Raw genomic sequence first — 20,884 nt, 5'->3', positions numbered from 1 at the left:
TCATTTTTACCGTCGGTGACGCTCGGTATACTGCCGCCCTCAGATTTTGACTGTCACAAGGATTCCCCATGCTTGCATTGCCATGGCTGTACCTGGCGCTTCTTTCCATCGGCTATGTACTTGCCTTGAGCTACGGGCAATTGGGGTTAATGGCGGCGCTTTCCGTCGCCATGCTGCTGTTGGCCGGGTTTGCCGTGCGGCAACAGCGAAACCCGTGGGTACGCTATCTGGGCCACGGGCTGTTTATCGTGCTGGCGCTGGGGCTGGCGATGCATTGGCTGCCGGGGTTCTACAACGGTCGCGGGATCGCCCCGCAGCGCTTTACGGACGACGCCGTGCCTTTCTCGATGTACCTGAACCAGGACAAACCGCTGATTGGCTTCTGGCTGCTGCTGGCATGCCCGTGGATTGTTGCGCGCCGGTCCCTGCGCCTGTCGATCTACGCCACCGCCCTGGCGTTGACACTGACGGCGATTGCCGCCCTGGGCGGCGCTGCGTTGCTGGGCGTCATCAGTTGGGCCCCGAAGTGGCCGGAGCAGGCCTGGCTGTGGGTGTTGAATAACCTGCTGCTGGTGACCCTGGTGGAGGAAGCGCTGTTCCGCGGTTATATCCAGGGCGGCCTGAGCCGACGGTTCAAGCAATTGCCCTATGGTGAAAACCTCGCCCTGCTGTTGGCCGCCCTGTTGTTCGGCCTGGTACACCTGGGCGCAGGCTGGCAGTGGACCCTGCTGGCGACCATCGCAGGCCTGGGCTACGGCCTGGCGTATCGCTTTGGCGGATTGGGCGCGGCGATCGTTACGCACTTCGGGCTGAACCTGCTGCATTTCGGGTTGTTTACCTATCCGATGCTGGCGGGCTGAGGCTGCGCCGATTGTTGCAAAAAATAAGTTAAATAAAACCCCGCGACGGTCGACAACCTGTCAAAGCCTTGCGGATTGAACAATCATGCGTAATAACCAACCCGTTACCCAGCGCGAACGTACCTTCCCCGCTCAGCAACGGTTGATCTCCACCACGGATGCCAAAGGCGTGATCACCTACTGCAACGACGCCTTCGTCGAGATCAGTGGGTTTTCCCATGACGAACTGCTGCGTGCCCCGCACAACCTGGTTCGTCATCCGGATGTGCCGGCGGCAGTGTTCGCACACATGTGGTCCACGCTCAAACAAGGCTTGCCATGGATGGGCATCGTCAAGAACCGCTGCAAGAGCGGTGATCACTATTGGGTCAACGCCTATGTGACACCGGTCTTCGACGGCAACCAGGTGATCGGCTACGAGTCGGTGCGGGTCAAGCCCACCGCCGAGCAGATCCGCCGTGCCGAAGCGCTTTACCAGCGCATCAACCAGGGCAAGCCGGCCATCCCGCGCCGCGACAAGTGGCTGCCGGTGTTGCAGGACTGGCTGCCGTTTATCCTGGTCAGCCAGTTGAGCTTCCTGATTGGCGTCTGGCTCAATTCCCACTGGGGCTTTGCCCTGGCAGCGGCGCTGTCGGTACCGCTGGGCCTGTTGGGCCTGAGCTGGCAACAACGCGGGCTCAAGCGCTTGCTGCGCCTGGCCGAACAGACCACCTCAGACCCGCTGATCGCGCAGATGTACACCGACAGCCGCGGCGCCCAGGCGCGCCTGGAAATGTCGATCCTCAGCCAGGAGGCGCGCCTGAAGACGTGTCTTACCCGTTTGCAGGACACGGCTGAACACCTCAACTCCCAGGCGGCGCAGTCCAATACCCTGGCGCATAACAGCTCCAGCGGTCTTGAACGCCAGCGCGTGGAAACCGAACAGGTGGCCACCGCGGTCAACCAGATGGCCGCGACGACTCAGGAAGTCGCCAGCCATGTGCAACGCACCGCCGATGCCACCCAGGAAGCCAATCGCCTGACCGGGCGTGGCCGTGATATCGCCGGCGAAACCCGCGAGGCGATTCAGCGCCTGTCGGTGGCCGTGGGCGAGACCGGCGTGACCGTGACCCAACTGGCCAAGGACAGTGACGAAATCGGTGGCGTGGTGGATGTGATCAAAGGCATCGCCGACCAGACCAACCTGCTGGCGCTGAACGCGGCCATCGAAGCGGCCCGTGCCGGGGAGATGGGTCGCGGCTTTGCGGTGGTGGCCGACGAAGTGCGGCAACTGGCCCAGCGCACCAGCGAGTCCACCGGGCAGATTCACGCGCTGATCGCCAAGCTGCAACAGACCGCCAGTGCGGCCGTACAGACCATGGACGCCGGGCATCGCCAGGCGGAAGAAGGTGTGGCACGGGTGATGGAAGCGGATCAGGCGCTGATCGGGATCAGCGAGGCGGTGGCGCACATCACTGATATGACGGCGCAGATTGCGGCGGCGACCGAAGAGCAGAGCTCGGTGGCGGAAGAGATCAGCCGTAACATCAGCACCATTGCGCTGCTGGCGGACCAGACGTCGGAACAGGCGTTGAATTCGGCGCAGTTGAGTGAAGAGCTGACGCATACCGCCAATACTCAGTATTCGCTGGTAGAACGCTTTAACCGGTAAACCGCTTTCGCGAGCAAGCCCGCTCCCACATTTGGAATGCATTTCAAATGTGGGAGCGGGCTTGCTCGCGAAAGGGCCCTATCAGGCGCCGAGAAACCCGGCCACCTTCACCGCCGCAGCCTCCAGATGCTGCTCATGACTGAACCCCGAAGCCTTCAACGGCTTCAGATCATGATCCCCCGCCACCAGCCACATCACCTCGATGCTCGGCGACAACACATACCCTTCCACCGCCGCCCGATTGCCCAGAGCATCCCGCTCGCCCTGCACGATCAACGTCGGCGTCTTCAGCCCGGCCAGGTGCTCGGTCCGTGGCTTCTCCGGCTTGCCCACCGCATAGAACGGATAACCCAGGCACACCAGCGCGTCCGTACCCAATTCATCCGCCAACAAACTGGCCATCCGCCCGCCCATCGACTTGCCGCCCACCGCCAGTTTCCCAGCGACATGACGTCGCACCTCGGCATACACCTCACGCCAGCATTCCAGCAGTTTCGGCGCCGGGTTCGGCGGACGTTTACCGCCATCCACACGACGCTGGGCCATGTAGGGAAACTCGAAGCGCAACACGTTCACGCCATGCCCGGCAAGGCGTGCAGCCATGTCGTTCATGAAGCCCGAGTCCATCGGCGCACCCGCGCCGTGGGCCAGGATCAACGTCGTGGGCGTACGCGCCATAGACCCTGTGGCGACATCCCACAACCAGCCGCGTTCCCGCACACACTGCGCCCATTGATCCCCGTCAATACTGGCCTTGTGCTCTTTGCCCATGCTTGCCTCGCTTTTTAGTCTGCCTATAACTCCAGCCCAAGTGCCGCATTTGCTTGGGTTGAACCGTGGATGGGGAACCATGAACACTACTTTAAGTACCGCCTATAACTACAAGGTGGTCCGCCAATTCGCCATTATGACGGTGGTGTGGGGCATCGTCGGCATGGGGCTCGGGGTTTTTCTCGCTGCCCAGTTGGTATGGCCCGAACTCAACTTCAATTTGCCCTGGACCAGTTTCGGCCGCTTGCGCCCGCTGCACACCAACGCGGTGATCTTTGCCTTTGGCGGTTGCGCGCTGTTTGCCAGCTCCTTCTACTCGGTGCAACGCACCTGCCAGACCCAATTGTTCGCGCCAAAGATCGCGCAGTTCTGCTTCTGGGGCTGGCAGCTGGTCATTGTGCTGGCCGCGATCACCTTGCCGCTGGGCTACACCAGCTCCAAGGAATACGCCGAGCTGGAATGGCCGATCGACATCCTGATCACCATCGTCTGGGTGGCCTATGCCATCGTGTTCTTCGGCACGGTGATGAAGCGCAACACCAAGCACATCTACGTCGGTAACTGGTTCTTCGGTGCGTTCATCATCACCGTGGCCATCCTGCATATCGTCAACAACCTGGAAATCCCGGTCAGCCTGACCAAGTCCTACTCGCTGTACGGCGGTGCGACGGATGCCATGGTGCAGTGGTGGTATGGGCATAACGCGGTAGGCTTTTTCCTCACCGCCGGCTTCCTGGGGATGATGTACTACTTCGTGCCGAAACAGGCCGAACGCCCGGTGTATTCCTATCGCCTGTCCATCGTGCACTTCTGGGCACTGATCACCCTGTACATCTGGGCCGGCCCGCACCACTTGCACTACACCGCGCTGCCGGACTGGGCACAGTCCCTGGGCATGGTGATGTCGCTGGTACTGCTGGCACCGAGCTGGGGCGGGATGATCAACGGGATGATGACCCTGTCGGGCGCCTGGCATAAGTTGCGCAGCGACCCGATCCTGCGATTCCTGGTGGTTTCCCTGGCCTTCTACGGCATGTCGACCTTCGAAGGGCCGATGATGGCGATCAAGACGGTCAATGCCCTCTCCCACTACACCGACTGGACCATCGGCCACGTACACGCCGGGGCGCTGGGTTGGGTAGCGATGATCTCCATCGGCGCGCTGTATCACATGATCCCGAAAATCTTCGGTCGCGAGCAGATGTACAGCCTCGGCCTGATCAACGCGCACTTCTGGCTGGCCACCATCGGCACCGTGCTCTACATCGCCTCGATGTGGGTCAACGGCATCGCCCAGGGCCTGATGTGGCGTGCAGTCAACGAAGACGGCACCTTGACCTACTCCTTCGTCGAAACCCTGGTGGCCAGCCACCCAGGCTTCATCGTGCGACTGGTGGGCGGGGCGATCTTCCTCAGCGGCATGTTCCTGATGGCTTACAACACTTGGCGCACTGTGCGTTCGGCACAACCCGCCGAAGTCGCCGCTGCGGCGCAGATGGCCTGAGGAGTCGATGATGAAACACGAAACCATTGAAAAGAACGTCGGCCTGCTGATGCTGCTGATGGTGCTCGCCGTGAGCATCGGCGGCCTGACCCAGATCGTGCCGCTGTTCTTCCAGGATGTGACCAACAAGCCGGTGGAAGGCATGAAGCCCTACACCGCGCTGCAACTGGAAGGTCGCGACATCTATATCCGCGAAGGCTGCGTACAGTGCCATTCGCAGATGATCCGCCCGTTCCGCGCCGAAACAGAGCGTTATGGCCACTACTCGGTGGCCGGTGAAAGCGTGTGGGATCACCCCTTCCTGTGGGGCTCCAAGCGTACCGGGCCGGACCTGGCCCGCGTCGGCGCGCGCTACTCGGACGACTGGCACCGCGCGCACTTGTACAACCCGCGCAACGTGGTACCGGAATCGAAGATGCCGGCGTACCCATGGCTGGTCACCGCCCCGGTCGACAGCAGCCACACCGAGACCAAGCTCAAGGTGATGCGCACCCTCGGCGTGCCGTACACCGACGACGACATCGCCGGTGCCGTGGCCTCCCTCAAGGGCAAGACCGAGATGGACGCGCTGGTTTCGTACCTGCAAGTGCTCGGCACTGCCATCAAGAGCAAGAGGTGAGCCATGGGATTTGAATTCGATGCTGGAACCATCCGCGGCCTTGGCACGCTGGTCGTGGCCATCGCCTTCATCGGCCTGTCGCTGTGGGTGTTCAACTCCCGGCGCAACGCAGAGTTCGCCGAGGCGTGCCTGCTGCCGTTTGCCGATGAACCGCTACCGCCAACCCCCGACGCTCAAGAAGAGCCTGCAACAAGGAGCAACCGGCCATGACTACCTTCTGGAGTACATGGATCTGTGTACTGACCCTCGGCAGCCTGATCGGCCTGACCTGGCTGTTGATCGGCACCCGCAAGGGCGAGACCAAGGGCAGCGTGGACCAGACCATGGGCCACGCCTTCGACGGGATCGAGGAGTACGACAACCCGCTGCCACAATGGTGGTTCATGCTGTTCGCCGGCACCCTGGTGTTTGCCGTCGGCTACCTGATCCTCTACCCGGGCCTGGGCAACTGGAAAGGCGTGTTGCCGGGCTATGAAGATGGCTGGACCCAGACCAAGGAATGGGACAAGGAAATGGCCAAGGCCGACGCCAAATTCGGACCGATCTTCGCCAAATTCGCGGCCATGCCGGTGGAAGAAGTTGCCAAGGACCCGCAGGCGCTGAAAATGGGCGGCCGCCTGTTCGCCTCCAACTGCGCGGTGTGCCATGGCTCGGACGCCAAGGGCGCCTACGGCTTCCCGAACCTGGCAGACAACATCTGGCGCTGGGGCGGTTCGGCGGATGCAATCAAGATGACCATCATGAATGGCCGTCATGCCGCGATGCCGGCCTGGGGTGAAGTGCTGGGTGAGGACGGTGTGAAGAACGTCGCAGCCTACGTGCGCCATGAATTGGCGGGGCTGCCGCTGCCGGCGGACAGCAGTGCGGATGTCGCCGCGGGCCAGGTGGCATTCAGCACCACCTGTGTCGCCTGCCACGGGCCGGAAGGCCATGGCGTGGAAGCCATGGGCGCGCCGAATCTGACGCAGCCAGGCGGCTTTATCTACGGCACCAGCCTGGCGCAGTTGCAGCAGACCATTCGCCACGGCCGCCAGGGCCAGATGCCTGCGCAGGAAGTACTGCAAGGCAATGACAAGGTGCACCTGCTGGCCGCCTATGTTTACAGCCTGTCCCACAATGCTGATGGCGCAACGCCTGACAGCCAACCCGAGTAATCCTGCACCACCCAAAAGCCGCGCCTGATTCAGGCGCGGCTTTTTTGCGACCCATTGTCGCACCCTTCCGATCGCTGACTTTCCCCTCCTGCCATTCGGGTCTACGCTTGTTTGCACAGTGGACTGGCATTGGCCGGTCGACGGCCGACTTGCACTCGATGGGTTGAAACATTTCTGCTCGATGACAGGCGCAAAGGCTGGTACTTACCGGCTGTCGTGCCACTGGCCATTCGTCACCCGAGCTGCTTGTTTACACACACTCAGTTACAAGTACCTTCGACCCGTTTAAAATCCTGTCCAAGTCGTCAGCTTTTAACCCTGAATTTTGTCCTTACGCCAAACATGGAAAGGGCGCAGAATCTGGTTTGGAACGCATTGACGCAGGTCACCTTGCGTTGCAATGGAATCTTGCTTTCTCCATACTTGCGACCGATTTTTACCCTATAAAAAAACTAAACCGTGGAACCTTAGAATGAGCACAGCAATCAGTCCGACTGCTTATAACTATAAGGTAGTCCGCCAGTTCGCCATCATGACGGTGGTCTGGGGGATCCTTGGCATGGGGCTCGGCGTTTTCATTGCCTCGCAACTGGTTTGGCCAGAGTTGAATTTTGGCCTGCCATGGACGACATTTGGACGCCTGCGCCCGTTGCACACCAACCTGGTGATTTTCGCCTTCGGTGGATGTGCACTGTTTGCCACTTCTTACTACGTCGTGCAGCGAACCTGCCAAACGCGACTGATTTCCGATGCACTGGCGGCCTTTACCTTCTGGGGTTGGCAAGCGGTCATCGTGGGCGCGATCGTCACCCTGCCGCTGGGCTACACCACCACCAAGGAATACGCCGAGCTGGAATGGCCGATCGCCATTTTGCTGGCGATTGTCTGGGTGACCTACGCAGTGGTGTTCTTCGGCACCATCGTCAAGCGCAAGACCAAGCACATCTATGTCGGCAACTGGTTCTACGGGGCGTTTATCCTGGTGACGGCGATGCTGCATATCGTCAACCATGCGTCCTTGCCGGTCAGCTTCTTCAAGTCCTACTCGGCCTACGCCGGTGCGACGGACGCAATGATCCAGTGGTGGTACGGCCACAACGCCGTAGGTTTCTTCCTCACCACCGGCTTCCTGGGGATGATGTACTACTTCGTGCCGAAACAGGCCGAGCGTCCGATCTACTCCTATCGCCTGTCCATCGTGCACTTCTGGGCCCTGATCACCCTGTACATCTGGGCCGGTCCGCACCACCTGCACTACACCGCATTGCCGGACTGGGCCCAGTCCCTGGGCATGGCGATGTCGATCATCCTGCTCGCGCCAAGCTGGGGCGGCATGATCAACGGCATGATGACCCTGTCGGGCGCCTGGCATAAATTGCGCACCGACCCGATCCTGCGGTTCCTCGTGGTCTCCCTGGCGTTCTACGGCATGTCGACCTTCGAAGGCCCGATGATGGCCATCAAGACGGTCAACTCGCTGTCCCACTACACCGACTGGACCATCGGCCACGTACACGCCGGCGCCCTCGGTTGGGTAGCGATGATTTCCATCGGCGCGCTGTACCACATGATCCCGAAACTGTTCGGCCGTGCGCAGATGCACAGCGTCAGCCTGATCAACACCCACTTCTGGCTGGCCACCATCGGTACCGTGCTCTACATCGCCTCGATGTGGGTCAACGGCATCACCCAGGGCCTGATGTGGCGTGCAATCAACGATGACGGCACCCTCACCTACTCCTTCGTCGAAGGGCTGCAAGCCAGCCATCCGGGTTACATCGTGCGCGCCCTGGGCGGTGCGATCTTTGCCAGCGGCATGCTGTTCATGGCCTACAACGTGTGGCGCACCGTGCGTGCCTCCGACCCTGTAGAAGCCGAAGCCGCTACCAAGATCGCCGTTGTGGGAGCTCACTGATGAAGCATGAAGTAGTCGAGAAGAATATCGGCCTGCTGGCCTTCTTCATGGTCATCGCCGTGAGTATCGGCGGCCTGACCCAGATCGTTCCGCTGTTTTTCCAGGACGTGACCAACAAGCCGGTGGAAGGCATGAAGCCGCGCACCGCCCTTGAACTGGAAGGCCGCGACGTCTACATCGCCAACGGTTGTGTCGGCTGCCACTCGCAGATGATCCGCCCGTTCCGCGCCGAAACCGAACGCTACGGCCACTACTCGGTCGCCGGTGAAAGCGTGTGGGACCACCCATTCCTGTGGGGTTCCAAGCGTACCGGCCCGGACCTGGCCCGGGTCGGCGGTCGTTACTCCGATGACTGGCAGCGTGCGCACTTGTACAACCCGCGCAACGTGGTGCCCGAATCGAAAATGCCGGCGTACCCGTTCCTGGTCGAAAACAAACTCGACGGCAAGGACACCGCCAAGAAGATGGAAGTCTTGCGCACCCTGGGCGTGCCCTACACCGACGAAGACATCGCCGGTGCGGCAGCGGCCGTGAAGGGCAAGACCGAAATGGACGCACTGGTGGCCTACTTGCAAGGCCTTGGCACCATCATCAAAAGCAAACGGTGATCTGGATGGATATCGGGATGATTCGAGGCCTGGGCACCGTTGTCGTGATGGTGGCCTTTATCGGCCTGGCCTTGTGGGTGTTCAGCCCCAAGCGCAAGTCGGAGTTTGAAGACGCGACGTTGCTGCCCTTCGCGGATGATCCCGAAGCCATCAAGCACGTCGTGGAAGCGTCTAGGAGTAACAAAGAATGACTACGTTCTGGAGTCTGTACGTCACAGTCCTCAGTCTGGGTACCATTTTCGCCCTGACCTGGCTGCTGCTGTCGACCCGCAAGGGCCAGCGCGCCGAGCAAACCGATGAAACCGTCGGCCACTCGTTCGACGGCATCGAGGAGTACGACAACCCGCTGCCCAAATGGTGGTTCATGCTGTTCGTCGGCACCATCATCTTCGCCCTCGGTTACCTGGCGCTGTACCCTGGCCTGGGCAACTGGAAAGGCCTGCTGCCGGGCTACAACTACCTCGACAACGACAAGCAAACCCCATTTGCCAATGGCCAGACCGGCTGGACCGGCGTGCACGAATGGGAAAAGGAAATGGCCAAGTCGGACGCCCGGTTCGGGCCGATCTTCGCCAAGTTCGCCGCCATGCCGATCGAAGAAGTGGCCAAGGACCCGCAAGCCTTGAAGATGGGTGGCCGCCTGTTCGCCTCCAACTGCTCGGTGTGCCACGGTTCCGACGCCAAGGGTGCCTACGGCTTCCCCAACCTGACCGACGCCGACTGGCGCTGGGGCGGCGACCCGGCCACCATCAAGGAAACCATCATGAAGGGCCGCCACGCGGTGATGCCGGCGTGGGCCGAAGTCATTGGCGAGCAAGGCGTGGCCGATGTGGCCGGCTTTGTGGTGACCAACCTCGATGGCCGCAAATTGCCGGAAGGCGCGAAGGCAGACGTGGCCAACGGCGAGAAACTCTTCGCCGCCAACTGCGTGGCGTGCCACGGTCCCGCCGGTAAAGGTACACCCGCCATGGGCGCGCCTGACCTGACCCACCCTGGCGCGTTCATCTACGGTTCGAGCTTCGCGCAACTGCAGCAGACCATCCGTTATGGCCGTCAAGGCCAGATGCCTGCGCAGGAGCAGTTGCAGGGCAATGACAAGGTGCACTTGCTGGCGGCCTATGTTTACAGCCTGTCCCATGGAGACAAGGCAGCTGAGGAGCAGTAAGCATTAAAACCAAAAAGCCCCGCGCAGCCAATGCTGCGCGGGGCTTTGGTAATGGGGCATTGGTGGAACTCAACTTACCCCGAGGACGAGGCGTTACCGTTCTTCATGCACTTGGTCCATTCTTTTAATAGCAGCGTTGATCGCCCCCCGATCAGCCGATTTAGACCAATCCGTCAGTCCTAACTGTGCCACTAACTCAGGACGACTCAAGATTTCCCGCGCGACCATCGCTTCATCTGGGCCGCGATCATGACGCGTCCCATCCGCGATGTTCTTCAGTGAAGCGTAAGTCACACCCTCCCTGCGATCAATCCCACCCCAACCGCGCTCCGGGTAATAGGTGTCATATTCATTCAGGAGCTTTTGCGCCAGTTCTTTATCACTCATCGTGGCCAGGGGAAACCCCATATTCTGACCCACGGTTATGATACTTTCACGATCGATTTTGCCATCGTGCTTATGCTTTCCGTACCCATCGAGTTTCTCCATGAGTACAGGATTTTCCAGCAGCGAACGGGCAAAATTCATGTCGTCACTGCTGTAGCCACTCTGCGCAGAGGCATACGCAACCTGTCGTAGAGAGTCGCGGGTGATGTAGTCTGGTTGCGCAGGGTCGGCATACTTATCAAAGTTTCTGAGTAGACGGTCGGCCACCCGATAATCATTCCAACTACTGAATTGCTCTACGCTGATGCCAGAGGATACTGGCAGCGTCGAAGCCGATGGTGGAACGGCTCCAACATTATGCGTGTCATTAGCACGTTGAATGGTCATTGGTTTCCTCGATTTGAATAACGTCAAAACAAAATAAATTTATCGGCGCGCAAGAGACCTAGGCATAACGTTCAACAATTGCTCATCAAAGGTTTCATCGTGGTAACGCTGCGCGCTGCTACAAAACATTGCCGAACACTGATCCAGACTTGATCTCAACGTCGGCATTTCCTGCGTGGCAATAACGCGATCAGCGTTCCTACAACAAACGTTTCATTCTGTGTAAACAAAGGCTCGTTTGGGCCTAAGAACTGATATCGCAGAAGCGTCAGCTTCCTAACCAATCGTTGTAGGTTATTTAACAGCGCAAAAAGCAGTTATAAAAACGCCACCACACCGGCCCGTAGACCTCTCCTGATTTACTTACTCAACACCAGGAAGTCGCAAGGGAAACGGCAAGGTGCACTTGCTGGCGGCGTATGTTTCGGACTGTCCCATGGGAACAAGCCGCCAGACGCCGTGTGAGGAAAAGCGGTGAAAAAAAACGGCCCCGCCAGTGGAGATTGGCGGGGCCGTTTTGTTTTCAAGTCGAAAAAGTCGTCACCGCCAGCAACGCATCTACATTTGAGATTGATCAAGAAAACCGCAGGTAGTAACGTGACTACATTCGTACTCCATACGGAGGTTAGCCCCCATGACCATCACCACCATTTCCAGCCGTGAATTCAATCAAGACACAAGCGGTGCCAAAAAAGCCGCCCGCCAAGGCCCGGTTTTTATCACTGACCGGGGCAAGCCTGCCCATGTACTGCTAAGCATTGAGGACTACCAAAAACTGACAGGCCTCAATGCCGACATCGTTGACCTGTTGGTGATGCCAGAAGCGGCAGATATCGAGTTCGAAACCGAACGCGCCGTGATCACTCATCGACCCGTGGACTTCACTTGATGTATCTACTCGACACCAACGTCATCTCTGAACTGCGCAAACCCCAGGCCGATGCCAAGGTCGTCGCCTGGGCCAAAAGTGTCATCGCGCCACGGATGTATATTTCAGCCATTACCTTGAAGGAACTGGAAACAGGAGTCCTGCGAATGGAGCGGCGTGATCCCGCCCAGGGGAAGGTTTTGCGCACATGGCTCAAGCGCCATGTCATACCGGCGTTTGATGCCAGAATCCTGCCGATTGATGCAGCAGTTGCCCTGCGCTGTGCCAGCTTGCATGTGCCAGACCAAGCCAACGAAAGTGACGCGCTGATCGCTGCAACCGCGCTGGTTCATGGGCTGACAGTGGTCACGCGCAACACTGGCGACTTTCAATCCAGCGGCGTCGCGCTGATCAATCCATGGGACGAATGACCGGTAAGGCTAAAAAAACCGTCCATACTTCACAAGTCAATTGACCCAGATCACGTACACCATCAATTGATTTCCCCCAACGCGACCAAAGGTCGCACCCGTCGAAGGGTATCAGGGGCGTATCATTAGGCCACTGCAACACCCCTATTTTGACCCCGGCTGGCACGTACTGGCCGAGGCAAATCTCCACTGCCGTGGGATGCAATGATGAGCAACCAGATTCCGGTACATGACGTTACCCCGCCTGCCAAAAATTCGAATAACACCGTCGATCTCTACGCATCGCGGGAGAAAATCTACACCCGTGCCTTCACCGGCTTGTTCCGCAATCTGCGGATGCTCGGGGGTGCCGGTTTGTTCCTGCTCTACTTCGGCACCGTGTGGCTGAACTGGGGTGGCCACCAGGCTGTCTGGTGGAACCTGCCGGAGCGTAAATTCTTCATTTTTGGCGCGACTTTCTGGCCCCAGGATTTCATCCTGCTGTCGGGCATCCTGATCGTGGCGGCGTTTGGCCTGTTCTTCATCACCGTGTATGCCGGCCGCGTCTGGTGCGGCTACACCTGCCCGCAAAGCGTGTGGACCTGGATCTTCATGTGGTGCGAAAAGGTCACCGAAGGCGACCGCAACCAACGCATCAAGCTGGACAAGGCGCCGATGAGCGCCAACAAGTTCCTGCGCAAGTTCGGCAAGCACAGCCTGTGGCTGATCATCGGCTTCGTCACCGGCATGACCTTTGTCGGCTACTTCTCGCCGATCCGTGAACTGGTGTTCGATTTCTTCACCGGCCAGGCGGATGGCTGGTCGTATTTCTGGGTCGGCTTCTTCACCCTCGCCACCTACGGCAACGCCGGCTGGCTGCGCGAGCAGGTGTGCATCTACATGTGCCCGTATGCGCGTTTCCAGAGCGTGATGTTCGACAAGGACACGATGATCGTTTCCTACGACCCGCGCCGTGGCGAAGTCCGTGGGCCGCGCAAAAAAGGTATCGACTACAAGGCCCAGGGCTTGGGGGACTGCATCGATTGCACGATGTGCGTACAGGTGTGCCCTACCGGCATCGACATCCGTGACGGCCTGCAGATTGAATGCATCGGCTGCGCTGCCTGCATCGACGCCTGCGACAACATCATGGACAAGATGGAATACCCGCGCGGGCTGATCAGCTACACCACCGAGCACAACCTGTCCGGGCAGAAAACCCATAAGCTGCGCCCGCGCCTGATCGGTTATGCCCTGGTGCTGCTGGCGATGATCAGCCTGTTGGTGGCCGCCTTCTTCGTGCGCTCGCTGGTGGGTTTCGACGTCAGCAAGGACCGCGTGCTGTACCGCGAAAACGCCGAGGGCCGGATCGAAAACGTCTACAGCCTGAAGATCATGAACAAGGACCAGCGCGACCACACCTACGTGCTTGACGCCGCAGGCCTGCCAGACCTCAAGCTGCAAGGCCGGCGCGAGATCAAGGTAGCGGCCGGGGAAATCTTCAGCATGCCGGTGGAGTTGTCGAGCGCACCGGAACAACTGCCGTCGAGCACCAACGAGGTGAAATTCATCCTCAGGGATGCCGATGACGACAGCGTCCACATTGAAGCCAAGAGCCGATTCATCGGCCCACAAGTCCGTTAATAGAGAGCCGAACAATGCCCGCAGCTACTGCCGCAAGCCCCTGGTACAAGCACCTCTGGCCCTGGATCATCATTGGGATCCTGACCTGCTCGGTGACGTTGACCTTGTCCATGGTGACCATCGCGGTGAACAACCCCGACAACCTGGTCAACGACAACTATTACGAGGCCGGCAAAGGCATCAACCGTTCCCTGGACCGCGAACTGCTGGCCCAGACTCTGCAACTGCGGGCCAAGGTGCACCTGGACGAGTTGACCGGCGAAGTCGAATTGCACCTGACCGGCAACAGCGGGCCCGGCACCCTGGAGCTGAACCTGATTTCGCCGACCCAGCCGGAGAAGGATCGCAAGATCATCCTGACCCGCAGCGACAGCGAACCCGGCCGCTACATCGGCCAGGTGACCGACAAGGTCGAAGGCCGCCGCTTCGTCGAGCTGCTGGGGGTGGAAGGCGACCGGACCTGGCGTATGTTTGAAGAAGAACAGGTCAGCCATGACAAGGACTTGCTGCTGGGCGACGAGCCGCTGCAGGGTGCTGAAGACCTGAAAAAATAGAGCGTCACCTGTTTGATCGTTCCCACGCTCTGCGTGGGAATGCATCCCGTGACGCTCCGCGTCACAAGAGCGGACGCGGAGCGTCCAGCGAAGCGTTCCCACGCAGAGCGTGGGAACGATCATCGGAACTGAGCCATGACCACCCCGATCCCCTGCTACCACTGCGCCCTGCCCGTGCCGCCCGGCAGCCGGTTCACTGCCGTGATCCTCGGCGAGCCCCGCGAGCTGTGCTGCCCGGGCTGCCAGGCGGTGGCCGAGGCGATTGTCGCCGGTGGCCTGGAAAGCTATTACCAGCACCGCAGCGAAGCCTCGGCCAACCCCGAGGCGCTGCCGGTGCAACTGGTGGACGAGCTGGCGCTGTATGACCGTGCCGATGTGCAAAAGCCTTTCGTGCGCCACGACGGTGACCTGTCGCAAGCCACACTGTTGATGGAAGGCATCAGTTGCGCCGCCTGTGGCTGGCTGATCGAAAAACACCTGCGCAGCCTGCCCGCCGTGGCCGAGGCGCGGCTGAACCTGTCCAACCACCGCCTGCACGTGCGCTGGGCCGACGGGCAATTGCCCCTGAGCCAACTGCTCGGCGAATTGCGTCACATCGGCTACGCCGCCCACCCGTATCAAGCCGACCGTGCCGCTGAACAACTGGCCAGCGAAAACCGCCTGGCCCTGCGTCAACTGGGGGTGGCCGGGCTGCTGTGGTTCCAGGCGATGATGGCGACGATGGCCACCTGGCCGGAATTCAATATCGACCTGAGCCCGGAGCTGCACGTGATCCTGCGCTGGGTCGCGATGTTTCTGACAACGCCCATCGTGTTCTACAGCTGCGCACCGTTTTTCAAGGGGGCGATGCGCGACCTGCGCACCCGCCACCTGACCATGGATGTTTCGGTGTCCCTGGCCATTGGCGGTGCCTACCTGGCCGGAATCTGGACCGCCATCACCGGCACCGGCGAACTGTATTTCGATGCAGTCGGCATGTTTGCCCTGTTCCTGCTGGCTGGGCGCTACCTGGAGCGTCGCGCCCGGGAACGTACGGCGGCAGCCACCGCGCAGTTGGTCAACCTGTTGCCAGCCTCGTGCCTGCGCATGAGTGCCGACGGGCAAAGTGAACGGATCCTGCTCAGCGAACTGGCCCTGGGCGACCGGGTACTGGTGCATCCGGGGGCGGTGCTGCCGGCAGACGGCATCATCCTCGACGGCCACTCGAGCATCGACGAATCGCTGCTGACCGGCGAGTACCTGCCGCAACCACGCCAGGTCGGCGATGCCGTCACTGCCGGCACCCTCAACGTCGAAGGTGCGCTGACCGTCGAAGTCCGCGCCCTGGGCCACGACACGCGCCTGTCGGCCATCGTGCGCCTGCTGGAGCGGGCCCAGGCGGAGAAACCCCGGCTGGCGGAGATCGCCGACCGCGCCGCCCAATGGTTCCTGTTGTGCTCGTTGGTCGCCGCTGCGGTCATCGGCCTGGTGTGGTGGGAGCTGGATTCGTCACGGGCGTTCTGGATCGTCCTGGCGATGCTGGTTGCGACCTGCCCTTGCGCCCTCTCACTGGCAACACCCACCGCCCTGACGGCAGCCACCGGCACCCTGCACAAACTCGGCCTGCTGCTGACCCGCGGCCACGTGCTGGAAGGCCTGAACCAGATCGACACGGTGATTTTCGACAAGACCGGCACCCTTACCGAAGGTCGCCTGGCGTTGCGCGCGATCCGCCCGTTGAGCCTGCTGGGCAGCGACGAGTGCCTGAGCCTTGCGGCGGCGCTGGAGCAACGTTCGGAACATCCGATCGCCCGCGCATTCGGCCGCGCGCCGTTGGCGGCGGATGAAGTGCTCAGCACGCCGGGCCTGGGCCTGGAAGGCCGCGTCGGTAACCGCCGGTTGCGCATTGGCCAGCCGGGTTTTGTCTGCGAACTGAGCGGCTGCGCCCTCCCCGCCTCACCGAAGGAAGCCGGCCAATGGCTGCTGCTGGGCGACACCGACGGCGCCCTGGCCTGGTTTGTCCTGGATGACCGCCTGCGCAGCGACGCGCCCGCCTTGCTCGCCGCCTGCAAGGCACGCGGCTGGCGCACGTTGCTGCTGTCGGGAGACAGCTCGCCGATGGTTGCCAGTGTCGCCGCCGAGCTGGGCATCGACGAAGCCCATGGCGGCCTGCGCCCCGATGACAAGCTGCAAATGCTGCAACAGCTGCACAAGGAAGGCCGCAAGGTGCTGATGCTCGGCGATGGCGTCAACGATGTGCCGGTGCTGGCCGCCGCCGATATCAGCGTGGCCATGGGCTCGGCCACCGACCTGGCCAAGACCAGCGCCGACGCGGTGTTGCTGTCGAACCGCCTCGACGCCCTGGTGCAAGCCTTTACCCTGGCCCGGCGCACCCGCCGGGTAATCATTGAAAACCTGCTGTGGGCCGGGCTGTACAATGGCCTGATGTTGCCGTTTGCCGCCCTCGGCTGGATCACTCCCATCTGGGCGGCGATCGGCATGTCCCTCAGTTCGTTGACCGTGGTGCTCAATGCCCTGCGCCTGACTCGCATGCCGAGCACGCCAGCCGTGAGCCCCGCCCCCGTAACCCGCCCGCTGCCGGCTTGAGTCGCGCGGGCATGGAGTGCAGATGCCAGCTCTTTACGTGATGATCCCGGCGGCGCTGTTGATCGTGGCCATCGCCATTTACATCTTCTTCTGGGCGGTGGACAGCGGCCAGTACGACGACCTCGATGGCCCGGCCCACAGCGTGCTGTTCGATGACCAGGACCCGAACCACCTGGCGGCCGTCGATGAAGCCAACGGCCCTGAACAACCGCCCAAGCCGAAAGATCCGCCCCATGCTTGAACTGGCGCCCCTGCTGGTCTCGGCGGTGATCCTCGGCCTGCTGGGCGGCGGCCATTGCCTGGGTATGTGTGGCGGCCTGATGGGCGCGCTGACCCTGGCGATTCCCAAGGAGCAACGCAGTCGGCGCTTTCGCCTGCTGCTGGCCTACAACCTGGGGCGCATCCTCAGCTACGCCACCGCCGGCTTGCTGATCGGCCTGGCCGGCTGGGCCGTGGCCAACAGTCCGGCAGCGATGTTCATGCGCATCGTCGCCGGGCTGTTGCTGATCTGCATGGGCTTGTACCTGGCTGGCTGGTGGAGCGGCCTGACCCGTATCGAAAGCCTCGGGCGCGGCCTGTGGCGGCATATCCAGCCGGTTGCCAACCGTTTGCTGCCGGTGTCCAGCCTGCCCCGGGCGTTGCTGCTGGGTGCGCTCTGGGGCTGGTTGCCGTGCGGGTTGGTCTACAGCACGTTGCTGTGGGCGGCCAGCCAGGGCAATGCGCTGGACAGTGCGGTGCTGATGCTCGCGTTCGGCCTTGGCACCTGGCCGGTACTGCTGGCCACGGGCTTAGCCGCTGATCGAGTCACCGCGTTATTGCGCAAACGCAGCGTGCGGATGGCCGGTGGCCTGCTGGTCATGCTGTTCGGCATCTGGACCTTGCCCGGGCCGCACCAGCACTGGCTGATGGGCCACTAGATCGCCATGTGGCATAGCGCCGCTCCCCGTTGATGCAAATCAAGATGGCTTCCCCACCCAGCCCCTAGACTCGGCCCACTAGCCTATCCGGGGGAACGCCCGCATGCTCGACGCCATTCGTTGGGACACTGATCTGATTCACCGCTACGACCTGGCGGGGCCACGCTACACCTCGTACCCCACCGCCGTACAATTCGACAGCCAGGTCGGCACCTTCGACCTGCTCCACGCCCTGCGCGACAGCCGCAAGGCCGTACGGCCCCTGTCGCTGTATGTGCATGTGCCGTTTTGCGCCAACATTTGCTACTACTGCGCCTGCAACAAGGTCATCACCAAGGATCGCGGCCGGGCTCACGCCTATCTGCAACGCCTGGAGCAGGAAATCCAGTTGGTGGCGTGCCACCTCGACCCCAAACAGCCGGTGGAGCAGCTGCACTTCGGCGGCGGCACCCCGACCTTTCTCAGCCATGACGAGCTGCGTCAGGTCATGGGCCGCCTGCGCCAGCACTTCAACCTGCTGGACGATGACTCCGGCGACTACGGGATTGAAATCGACCCGCGGGAAGCCGATTGGGCGACCATGGGCCTGCTGCGTGAACTGGGGTTCAACCGCGTCAGTATCGGCCTGCAGGACCTGGACCCCGAAGTGCAGCGTGCGGTGAACCGCCTGCAAAGCCTGGAAGAAACCCGCGCAGTGATCGACGCAGCGCGCACCCTGCAGTTTCGTTCGATCAATATCGACCTGATCTACGGTTTGCCCAAGCAGACACCGATGAATTTCGCACGCACCGTGGAAGAAGTCATCAGCCTGCAACCGGACCGCCTCTCGGTGTTCAACTACGCACACCTGCCGGAACGGTTCATGCCCCAGCGACGGATCAACACCGACGACCTGCCCTCCCCGGCGGAAAAACTGCTGATGCTGCAAACCACCATCGAGCAGTTGACCCGGGCGGGCTACCGCTACATCGGCATGGACCACTTTGCCCTGCCGGACGACGAATTGGCCGTCGCCCAGGAAGAAGGCACGCTGCAACGCAACTTCCAGGGCTACACGACCCACGGGCATTGCGATTTGATCGGGCTTGGGGTGTCGGCGATCAGCCAGATCGGCGACCTGTACTGCCAGAACAGCAGCGACCTGAACCACTACCAGAACGCCCTCGCCGGCGCGCAACTGGCCACCAGCCGTGGGTTGTTATGCACCACGGATGACCGGTTGCGACGGGAAGTGATCCAGCAGCTCATCTGCACATTCAGCCTGAATTTCGAGAAGATCGAACAGGCCTTCAACATCGATTTTCGCGGCTATTTCGACGAGCTCTGGCCGCAACTGGAGGCGATGACCGAGGACGGACTGATCGAACTCGACCCACAGGGCATCCGCGTATTGCCGGCGGGACGCCTGCTGGTACGCTCGGTGTGCATGGTGTTCGATGCCTATCTGGAGCACCAGAATCGGCAACGATTTTCGCGGGTAATCTGAACCTGTCCTACTTCGCCAGCAGGGCCATCGCTTCCAGCTGCGACTCGGGAGACTCGTCCTTCAAGGCCTTGGTCAACTGCGATTGGGCCGTCATCAAGCCGGCCTGCAATGTCGCGATATCACTCTGCAAGGCGGCCACTCTGGCCTGCCTTGCCTGCGGGGTCTTTGAGGCGTCGGACATGGCAGCTGAGAGCTGAGCCATCTTCTCGGCGAGCTGTTTTCTCATCTCGCGAATCATTTTCAACAGCTGCTTGATGTTGTCTTTCAGGTTGCTGTCGTCAATGTCCTTGTTGGAGTTGGTGCTGGCCTTGGAGGCTTTCAGCCCCGCCCCCGAGATATCCACCACCAGTCCTTGGGGCTTGGTGTCAGTGGCCCGATCGGTAGAAGACGCTTGGTCTTTATCGTCTGCAGCGGGGTCTTTTTTCGCATCAGGCACGGTTAGCGAAGAAACAATGGCAGGGTTGGTTGCGCCAATGGAAAGCATGATCTGAGCCTCCAGCTCTAGGAGTGACAATCTTGTATCGACCTCGATACAAAATTCTTTATACCGCTGCTGCTTTTCTGTACACGCTGGCCTGATTGCCCCCCGGTGCGTTACCCTTACGTCTTATGTGTGTTTTCCCACAAGGATTTAAGAAATGTCCGAGCCAGTTAAACTGCGCGCTCATAGCCAGGCTCATTGCAAGGATTGCAGCCTGGCCCCCCTCTGCCTGCCACTTTCGTTGAATCTGGAAGACATGGAAGCGCTGGACGAGATCGTTAAACGCGGTCGCCCACTGAAAAAAGGCGAGTTCCTGTTTCGCCAGGGCGACAAGTTTGACTCCGTTTATGCAGTACGTTCTGGCGCGCTGAAAACCTTCAGCCTGAGCGATGGCGGCGAAGAACAGATCACCGGCTTCCACCTGCCGAGCGAACTGGTCGGACTGTCGGGCATGGACACTGAGATTCACCCCGTGTCGGCCCAGGCCCTGGAAACCACATCGGTGTGTGAAATCCCGTTCGAACGCCTGGATGAACTGGCCCTGCAGCTGCCGCAATTGCGTCGCCAGTTGATGCGCGTGATGAGCCGGGAAATCCGCGACGACCAACAGATGATGCTGTTGTTGTCGAAGAAAACCGCCGACGAGCGTATTGCCACTTTCCTGGTCAACCTTTCCGCACGTTTCCGCGCGCGGGGTTTCTCGGCCAACCAGTTCCGCCTGAGCATGTCGCGCAACGAAATCGGCAACTACCTGGGCCTGGCGGTGGAAACCGTGTCCCGGGTATTCACCCGCTTCCAGCAGAACGAGTTGATTGCGGCCGAAGGCAAGGAAGTGCATATCCTCGACCCGATCCAGCTCTGCGCATTGGCTGGCGGTTCGCTCGACGGTTGATCCAGACGCTTGCGGCCGAGCCAAT

General features: G+C 60.9%; 22 protein-coding genes. 19 read left to right on the top strand and 3 right to left on the bottom strand.

Annotation, left to right across the window (positions count from 1 at the left end):
- The first annotated feature begins 68 nt into the window (after positions 1 to 68).
- Both JV201_RS07930 and JV201_RS07925 read left to right on the top strand, forming a co-directional pair.
- Positions 69 to 860, top strand: a complete 792-nt coding sequence (locus JV201_RS07930; RefSeq protein ID WP_003219003.1) for a CPBP family intramembrane glutamic endopeptidase — start codon at positions 69 to 71, stop codon at positions 858 to 860.
- Between the two features lie 85 nt (positions 861 to 945).
- Positions 946 to 2,511, top strand: a complete 1,566-nt coding sequence (locus JV201_RS07925) for a PAS domain-containing methyl-accepting chemotaxis protein (RefSeq protein ID WP_003219005.1) — start codon at positions 946 to 948, stop codon at positions 2,509 to 2,511.
- 81 nt (positions 2,512 to 2,592) lie between these two features.
- Here JV201_RS07925 and JV201_RS07920 read toward each other — a convergent pair whose 3' ends face one another.
- Complete coding sequence (locus JV201_RS07920; RefSeq protein ID WP_219406712.1) at positions 2,593 to 3,282, bottom strand: alpha/beta family hydrolase; 690 nt, start codon at positions 3,280 to 3,282, stop codon at positions 2,593 to 2,595.
- 79 nt (positions 3,283 to 3,361) lie between these two features.
- On the opposite strand from JV201_RS07920, the gene ccoN (JV201_RS07915) reads away from it, so the two are divergent.
- The 8 genes from ccoN (JV201_RS07915) to ccoP (JV201_RS07880) all read left to right on the top strand — a co-directional run bounded on the left by ccoN (JV201_RS07915) (position 3,362) and on the right by ccoP (JV201_RS07880) (position 10,247).
- On the top strand, positions 3,362 to 4,786 hold the full coding sequence (ccoN, locus tag JV201_RS07915; RefSeq protein ID WP_003219009.1) for a cytochrome-c oxidase, cbb3-type subunit I: 1,425 nt from the start codon (positions 3,362 to 3,364) through the stop codon (positions 4,784 to 4,786).
- Positions 4,787 to 4,796: 10 nt separating this feature from the next.
- Positions 4,797 to 5,405 carry a cytochrome-c oxidase, cbb3-type subunit II gene (gene ccoO / locus JV201_RS07910; protein WP_003219010.1) on the top strand — a complete coding sequence of 203 codons (609 nt, stop codon included), beginning with the start codon at positions 4,797 to 4,799 and terminating at the stop codon, positions 5,403 to 5,405.
- A gap of 3 nt (positions 5,406 to 5,408) precedes the next feature.
- On the top strand, positions 5,409 to 5,615 hold the full coding sequence (locus JV201_RS07905) for a cbb3-type cytochrome c oxidase subunit 3 (RefSeq protein WP_003219012.1): 207 nt from the start codon (positions 5,409 to 5,411) through the stop codon (positions 5,613 to 5,615).
- A complete protein-coding gene (gene ccoP, locus JV201_RS07900; RefSeq protein ID WP_177008125.1) occupies positions 5,612 to 6,559 on the top strand; it encodes a cytochrome-c oxidase, cbb3-type subunit III in 948 nt (315 codons plus the stop codon). Before JV201_RS07905 ends, ccoP (JV201_RS07900) begins: the two co-directional genes overlap by 4 nt.
- 472 nt (positions 6,560 to 7,031) lie before the next feature.
- The gene (ccoN, locus tag JV201_RS07895; RefSeq protein WP_003219015.1) at positions 7,032 to 8,474 is read left to right on the top strand and encodes a cytochrome-c oxidase, cbb3-type subunit I; all 1,443 of its coding nucleotides are present in this window, start codon (positions 7,032 to 7,034) and stop codon (positions 8,472 to 8,474) included.
- Entirely contained in the window at positions 8,474 to 9,082 is a 609-nt protein-coding gene (ccoO, locus tag JV201_RS07890; RefSeq protein ID WP_003193167.1) for a cytochrome-c oxidase, cbb3-type subunit II, read from the top strand. The genes ccoN (JV201_RS07895) and ccoO (JV201_RS07890) overlap by 1 nt, the downstream gene beginning before the upstream one ends.
- A 5-nt stretch (positions 9,083 to 9,087) precedes the next feature.
- Entirely contained in the window at positions 9,088 to 9,273 is a 186-nt protein-coding gene (locus JV201_RS07885) for a CcoQ/FixQ family Cbb3-type cytochrome c oxidase assembly chaperone (RefSeq protein ID WP_008437575.1), read from the top strand.
- Positions 9,270 to 10,247: a cytochrome-c oxidase, cbb3-type subunit III gene (ccoP, locus tag JV201_RS07880; RefSeq protein ID WP_003219020.1), complete on the top strand. Its 978-nt coding sequence runs from the start codon at positions 9,270 to 9,272 to the stop codon at positions 10,245 to 10,247. The genes JV201_RS07885 and ccoP (JV201_RS07880) overlap by 4 nt, the downstream gene beginning before the upstream one ends.
- Before the next feature lie 93 nt (positions 10,248 to 10,340).
- On the opposite strand, the gene JV201_RS07875 is transcribed toward ccoP (JV201_RS07880), so the two are convergent.
- Complete coding sequence (locus JV201_RS07875; protein WP_023659084.1) at positions 10,341 to 11,021, bottom strand: hypothetical protein; 681 nt, start codon at positions 11,019 to 11,021, stop codon at positions 10,341 to 10,343.
- 634 nt (positions 11,022 to 11,655) lie between these two features.
- Between JV201_RS07875 and JV201_RS07870 the strand changes: the two genes are divergently transcribed.
- The 8 genes from JV201_RS07870 to hemN all read left to right on the top strand — a co-directional run bounded on the left by JV201_RS07870 (position 11,656) and on the right by hemN (position 19,486).
- A complete protein-coding gene (locus JV201_RS07870) occupies positions 11,656 to 11,910 on the top strand; it encodes a type II toxin-antitoxin system Phd/YefM family antitoxin (RefSeq protein WP_003219024.1) in 255 nt (84 codons plus the stop codon).
- On the top strand, positions 11,910 to 12,320 hold the full coding sequence (locus JV201_RS07865; RefSeq protein ID WP_003219026.1) for a type II toxin-antitoxin system VapC family toxin: 411 nt from the start codon (positions 11,910 to 11,912) through the stop codon (positions 12,318 to 12,320). The genes JV201_RS07870 and JV201_RS07865 overlap by 1 nt, the downstream gene beginning before the upstream one ends.
- Positions 12,321 to 12,527: 207 nt before the next feature.
- Positions 12,528 to 13,943, top strand: coding sequence for a cytochrome c oxidase accessory protein CcoG (gene ccoG / locus JV201_RS07860; protein ID WP_003219028.1), 1,416 nt, complete (start codon positions 12,528 to 12,530; stop codon positions 13,941 to 13,943).
- Between the two features lie 14 nt (positions 13,944 to 13,957).
- The gene (locus JV201_RS07855) at positions 13,958 to 14,497 is read left to right on the top strand and encodes a FixH family protein (protein ID WP_008437568.1); all 540 of its coding nucleotides are present in this window, start codon (positions 13,958 to 13,960) and stop codon (positions 14,495 to 14,497) included.
- A gap of 135 nt (positions 14,498 to 14,632) precedes the next feature.
- On the top strand, positions 14,633 to 17,083 hold the full coding sequence (locus JV201_RS07850) for a heavy metal translocating P-type ATPase (protein ID WP_219406711.1): 2,451 nt from the start codon (positions 14,633 to 14,635) through the stop codon (positions 17,081 to 17,083).
- A 22-nt stretch (positions 17,084 to 17,105) separates the two neighbouring features.
- Positions 17,106 to 17,324 (top strand): cbb3-type cytochrome oxidase assembly protein CcoS, encoded by a 219-nt coding sequence (gene ccoS, locus JV201_RS07845; protein ID WP_003219033.1) that lies wholly within the window; start codon positions 17,106 to 17,108, stop codon positions 17,322 to 17,324.
- A complete protein-coding gene (locus JV201_RS07840; protein WP_177049212.1) occupies positions 17,317 to 18,000 on the top strand; it encodes a sulfite exporter TauE/SafE family protein in 684 nt (227 codons plus the stop codon). The genes ccoS and JV201_RS07840 overlap by 8 nt, the downstream gene beginning before the upstream one ends.
- 103 nt (positions 18,001 to 18,103) lie before the next feature.
- Positions 18,104 to 19,486 (top strand): oxygen-independent coproporphyrinogen III oxidase, encoded by a 1,383-nt coding sequence (hemN, locus tag JV201_RS07835; RefSeq protein ID WP_177028711.1) that lies wholly within the window; start codon positions 18,104 to 18,106, stop codon positions 19,484 to 19,486.
- A gap of 7 nt (positions 19,487 to 19,493) precedes the next feature.
- Here the strand turns inward: hemN and JV201_RS07830 are convergent, their stop codons facing one another.
- Positions 19,494 to 19,970, bottom strand: a complete 477-nt coding sequence (locus JV201_RS07830) for a hypothetical protein (RefSeq protein WP_003219041.1) — start codon at positions 19,968 to 19,970, stop codon at positions 19,494 to 19,496.
- 154 nt (positions 19,971 to 20,124) lie between these two features.
- Between JV201_RS07830 and fnr the strand changes: the two genes are divergently transcribed.
- A complete protein-coding gene (fnr, locus tag JV201_RS07825; protein ID WP_003219044.1) occupies positions 20,125 to 20,859 on the top strand; it encodes a fumarate/nitrate reduction transcriptional regulator Fnr in 735 nt (244 codons plus the stop codon).
- Positions 20,860 to 20,884 lie beyond the last annotated feature (25 nt).

Origin of the sequence: Pseudomonas sp. Colony2 (assembly GCF_019382755.1) — a bacterium.
Taxonomy (GTDB): domain Bacteria; phylum Pseudomonadota; class Gammaproteobacteria; order Pseudomonadales; family Pseudomonadaceae; genus Aquipseudomonas.
This window is presented reverse-complemented; position numbering and strand designations above follow the sequence as displayed.

Excerpts from the sequence above, each read along its gene's own strand:
- JV201_RS07885 (WP_008437575.1), top strand. The coding sequence starts at position 9,088 with ATGGATATCGGGATGATTCGAGGCCTGGGCACCGTTGTCGTGATGGTG.
- JV201_RS07930 (WP_003219003.1), top strand. The coding sequence starts at position 69 with ATGCTTGCATTGCCATGGCTGTACCTGGCGCTTCTTTCCATCGGCTAT.
- JV201_RS07875 (WP_023659084.1), bottom strand. The coding sequence starts at position 11,021 with ATGACCATTCAACGTGCTAATGACACGCATAATGTTGGAGCCGTTCCA.
- JV201_RS07855 (WP_008437568.1), top strand. The coding sequence starts at position 13,958 with ATGCCCGCAGCTACTGCCGCAAGCCCCTGGTACAAGCACCTCTGGCCC.
- JV201_RS07840 (WP_177049212.1), top strand. The coding sequence starts at position 17,317 with ATGCTTGAACTGGCGCCCCTGCTGGTCTCGGCGGTGATCCTCGGCCTG.
- hemN (WP_177028711.1), top strand. The coding sequence starts at position 18,104 with ATGCTCGACGCCATTCGTTGGGACACTGATCTGATTCACCGCTACGAC.
- JV201_RS07920 (WP_219406712.1), bottom strand. The coding sequence starts at position 3,282 with ATGGGCAAAGAGCACAAGGCCAGTATTGACGGGGATCAATGGGCGCAG.
- ccoO (WP_003219010.1), top strand. The coding sequence starts at position 4,797 with ATGAAACACGAAACCATTGAAAAGAACGTCGGCCTGCTGATGCTGCTG.
- JV201_RS07865 (WP_003219026.1), top strand. The coding sequence starts at position 11,910 with ATGTATCTACTCGACACCAACGTCATCTCTGAACTGCGCAAACCCCAG.
- ccoN (WP_003219009.1), top strand. The coding sequence starts at position 3,362 with ATGAACACTACTTTAAGTACCGCCTATAACTACAAGGTGGTCCGCCAA.
- ccoP (WP_003219020.1), top strand. The coding sequence starts at position 9,270 with ATGACTACGTTCTGGAGTCTGTACGTCACAGTCCTCAGTCTGGGTACC.
- ccoP (WP_177008125.1), top strand. The coding sequence starts at position 5,612 with ATGACTACCTTCTGGAGTACATGGATCTGTGTACTGACCCTCGGCAGC.
- JV201_RS07870 (WP_003219024.1), top strand. The coding sequence starts at position 11,656 with ATGACCATCACCACCATTTCCAGCCGTGAATTCAATCAAGACACAAGC.
- ccoO (WP_003193167.1), top strand. The coding sequence starts at position 8,474 with ATGAAGCATGAAGTAGTCGAGAAGAATATCGGCCTGCTGGCCTTCTTC.
- JV201_RS07830 (WP_003219041.1), bottom strand. The coding sequence starts at position 19,970 with ATGCTTTCCATTGGCGCAACCAACCCTGCCATTGTTTCTTCGCTAACC.
- fnr (WP_003219044.1), top strand. The coding sequence starts at position 20,125 with ATGTCCGAGCCAGTTAAACTGCGCGCTCATAGCCAGGCTCATTGCAAG.
- ccoG (WP_003219028.1), top strand. The coding sequence starts at position 12,528 with ATGAGCAACCAGATTCCGGTACATGACGTTACCCCGCCTGCCAAAAAT.
- JV201_RS07925 (WP_003219005.1), top strand. The coding sequence starts at position 946 with ATGCGTAATAACCAACCCGTTACCCAGCGCGAACGTACCTTCCCCGCT.
- ccoN (WP_003219015.1), top strand. The coding sequence starts at position 7,032 with ATGAGCACAGCAATCAGTCCGACTGCTTATAACTATAAGGTAGTCCGC.
- ccoS (WP_003219033.1), top strand. The coding sequence starts at position 17,106 with ATGCCAGCTCTTTACGTGATGATCCCGGCGGCGCTGTTGATCGTGGCC.
- JV201_RS07905 (WP_003219012.1), top strand. The coding sequence starts at position 5,409 with ATGGGATTTGAATTCGATGCTGGAACCATCCGCGGCCTTGGCACGCTG.
- JV201_RS07850 (WP_219406711.1), top strand. The coding sequence starts at position 14,633 with ATGACCACCCCGATCCCCTGCTACCACTGCGCCCTGCCCGTGCCGCCC.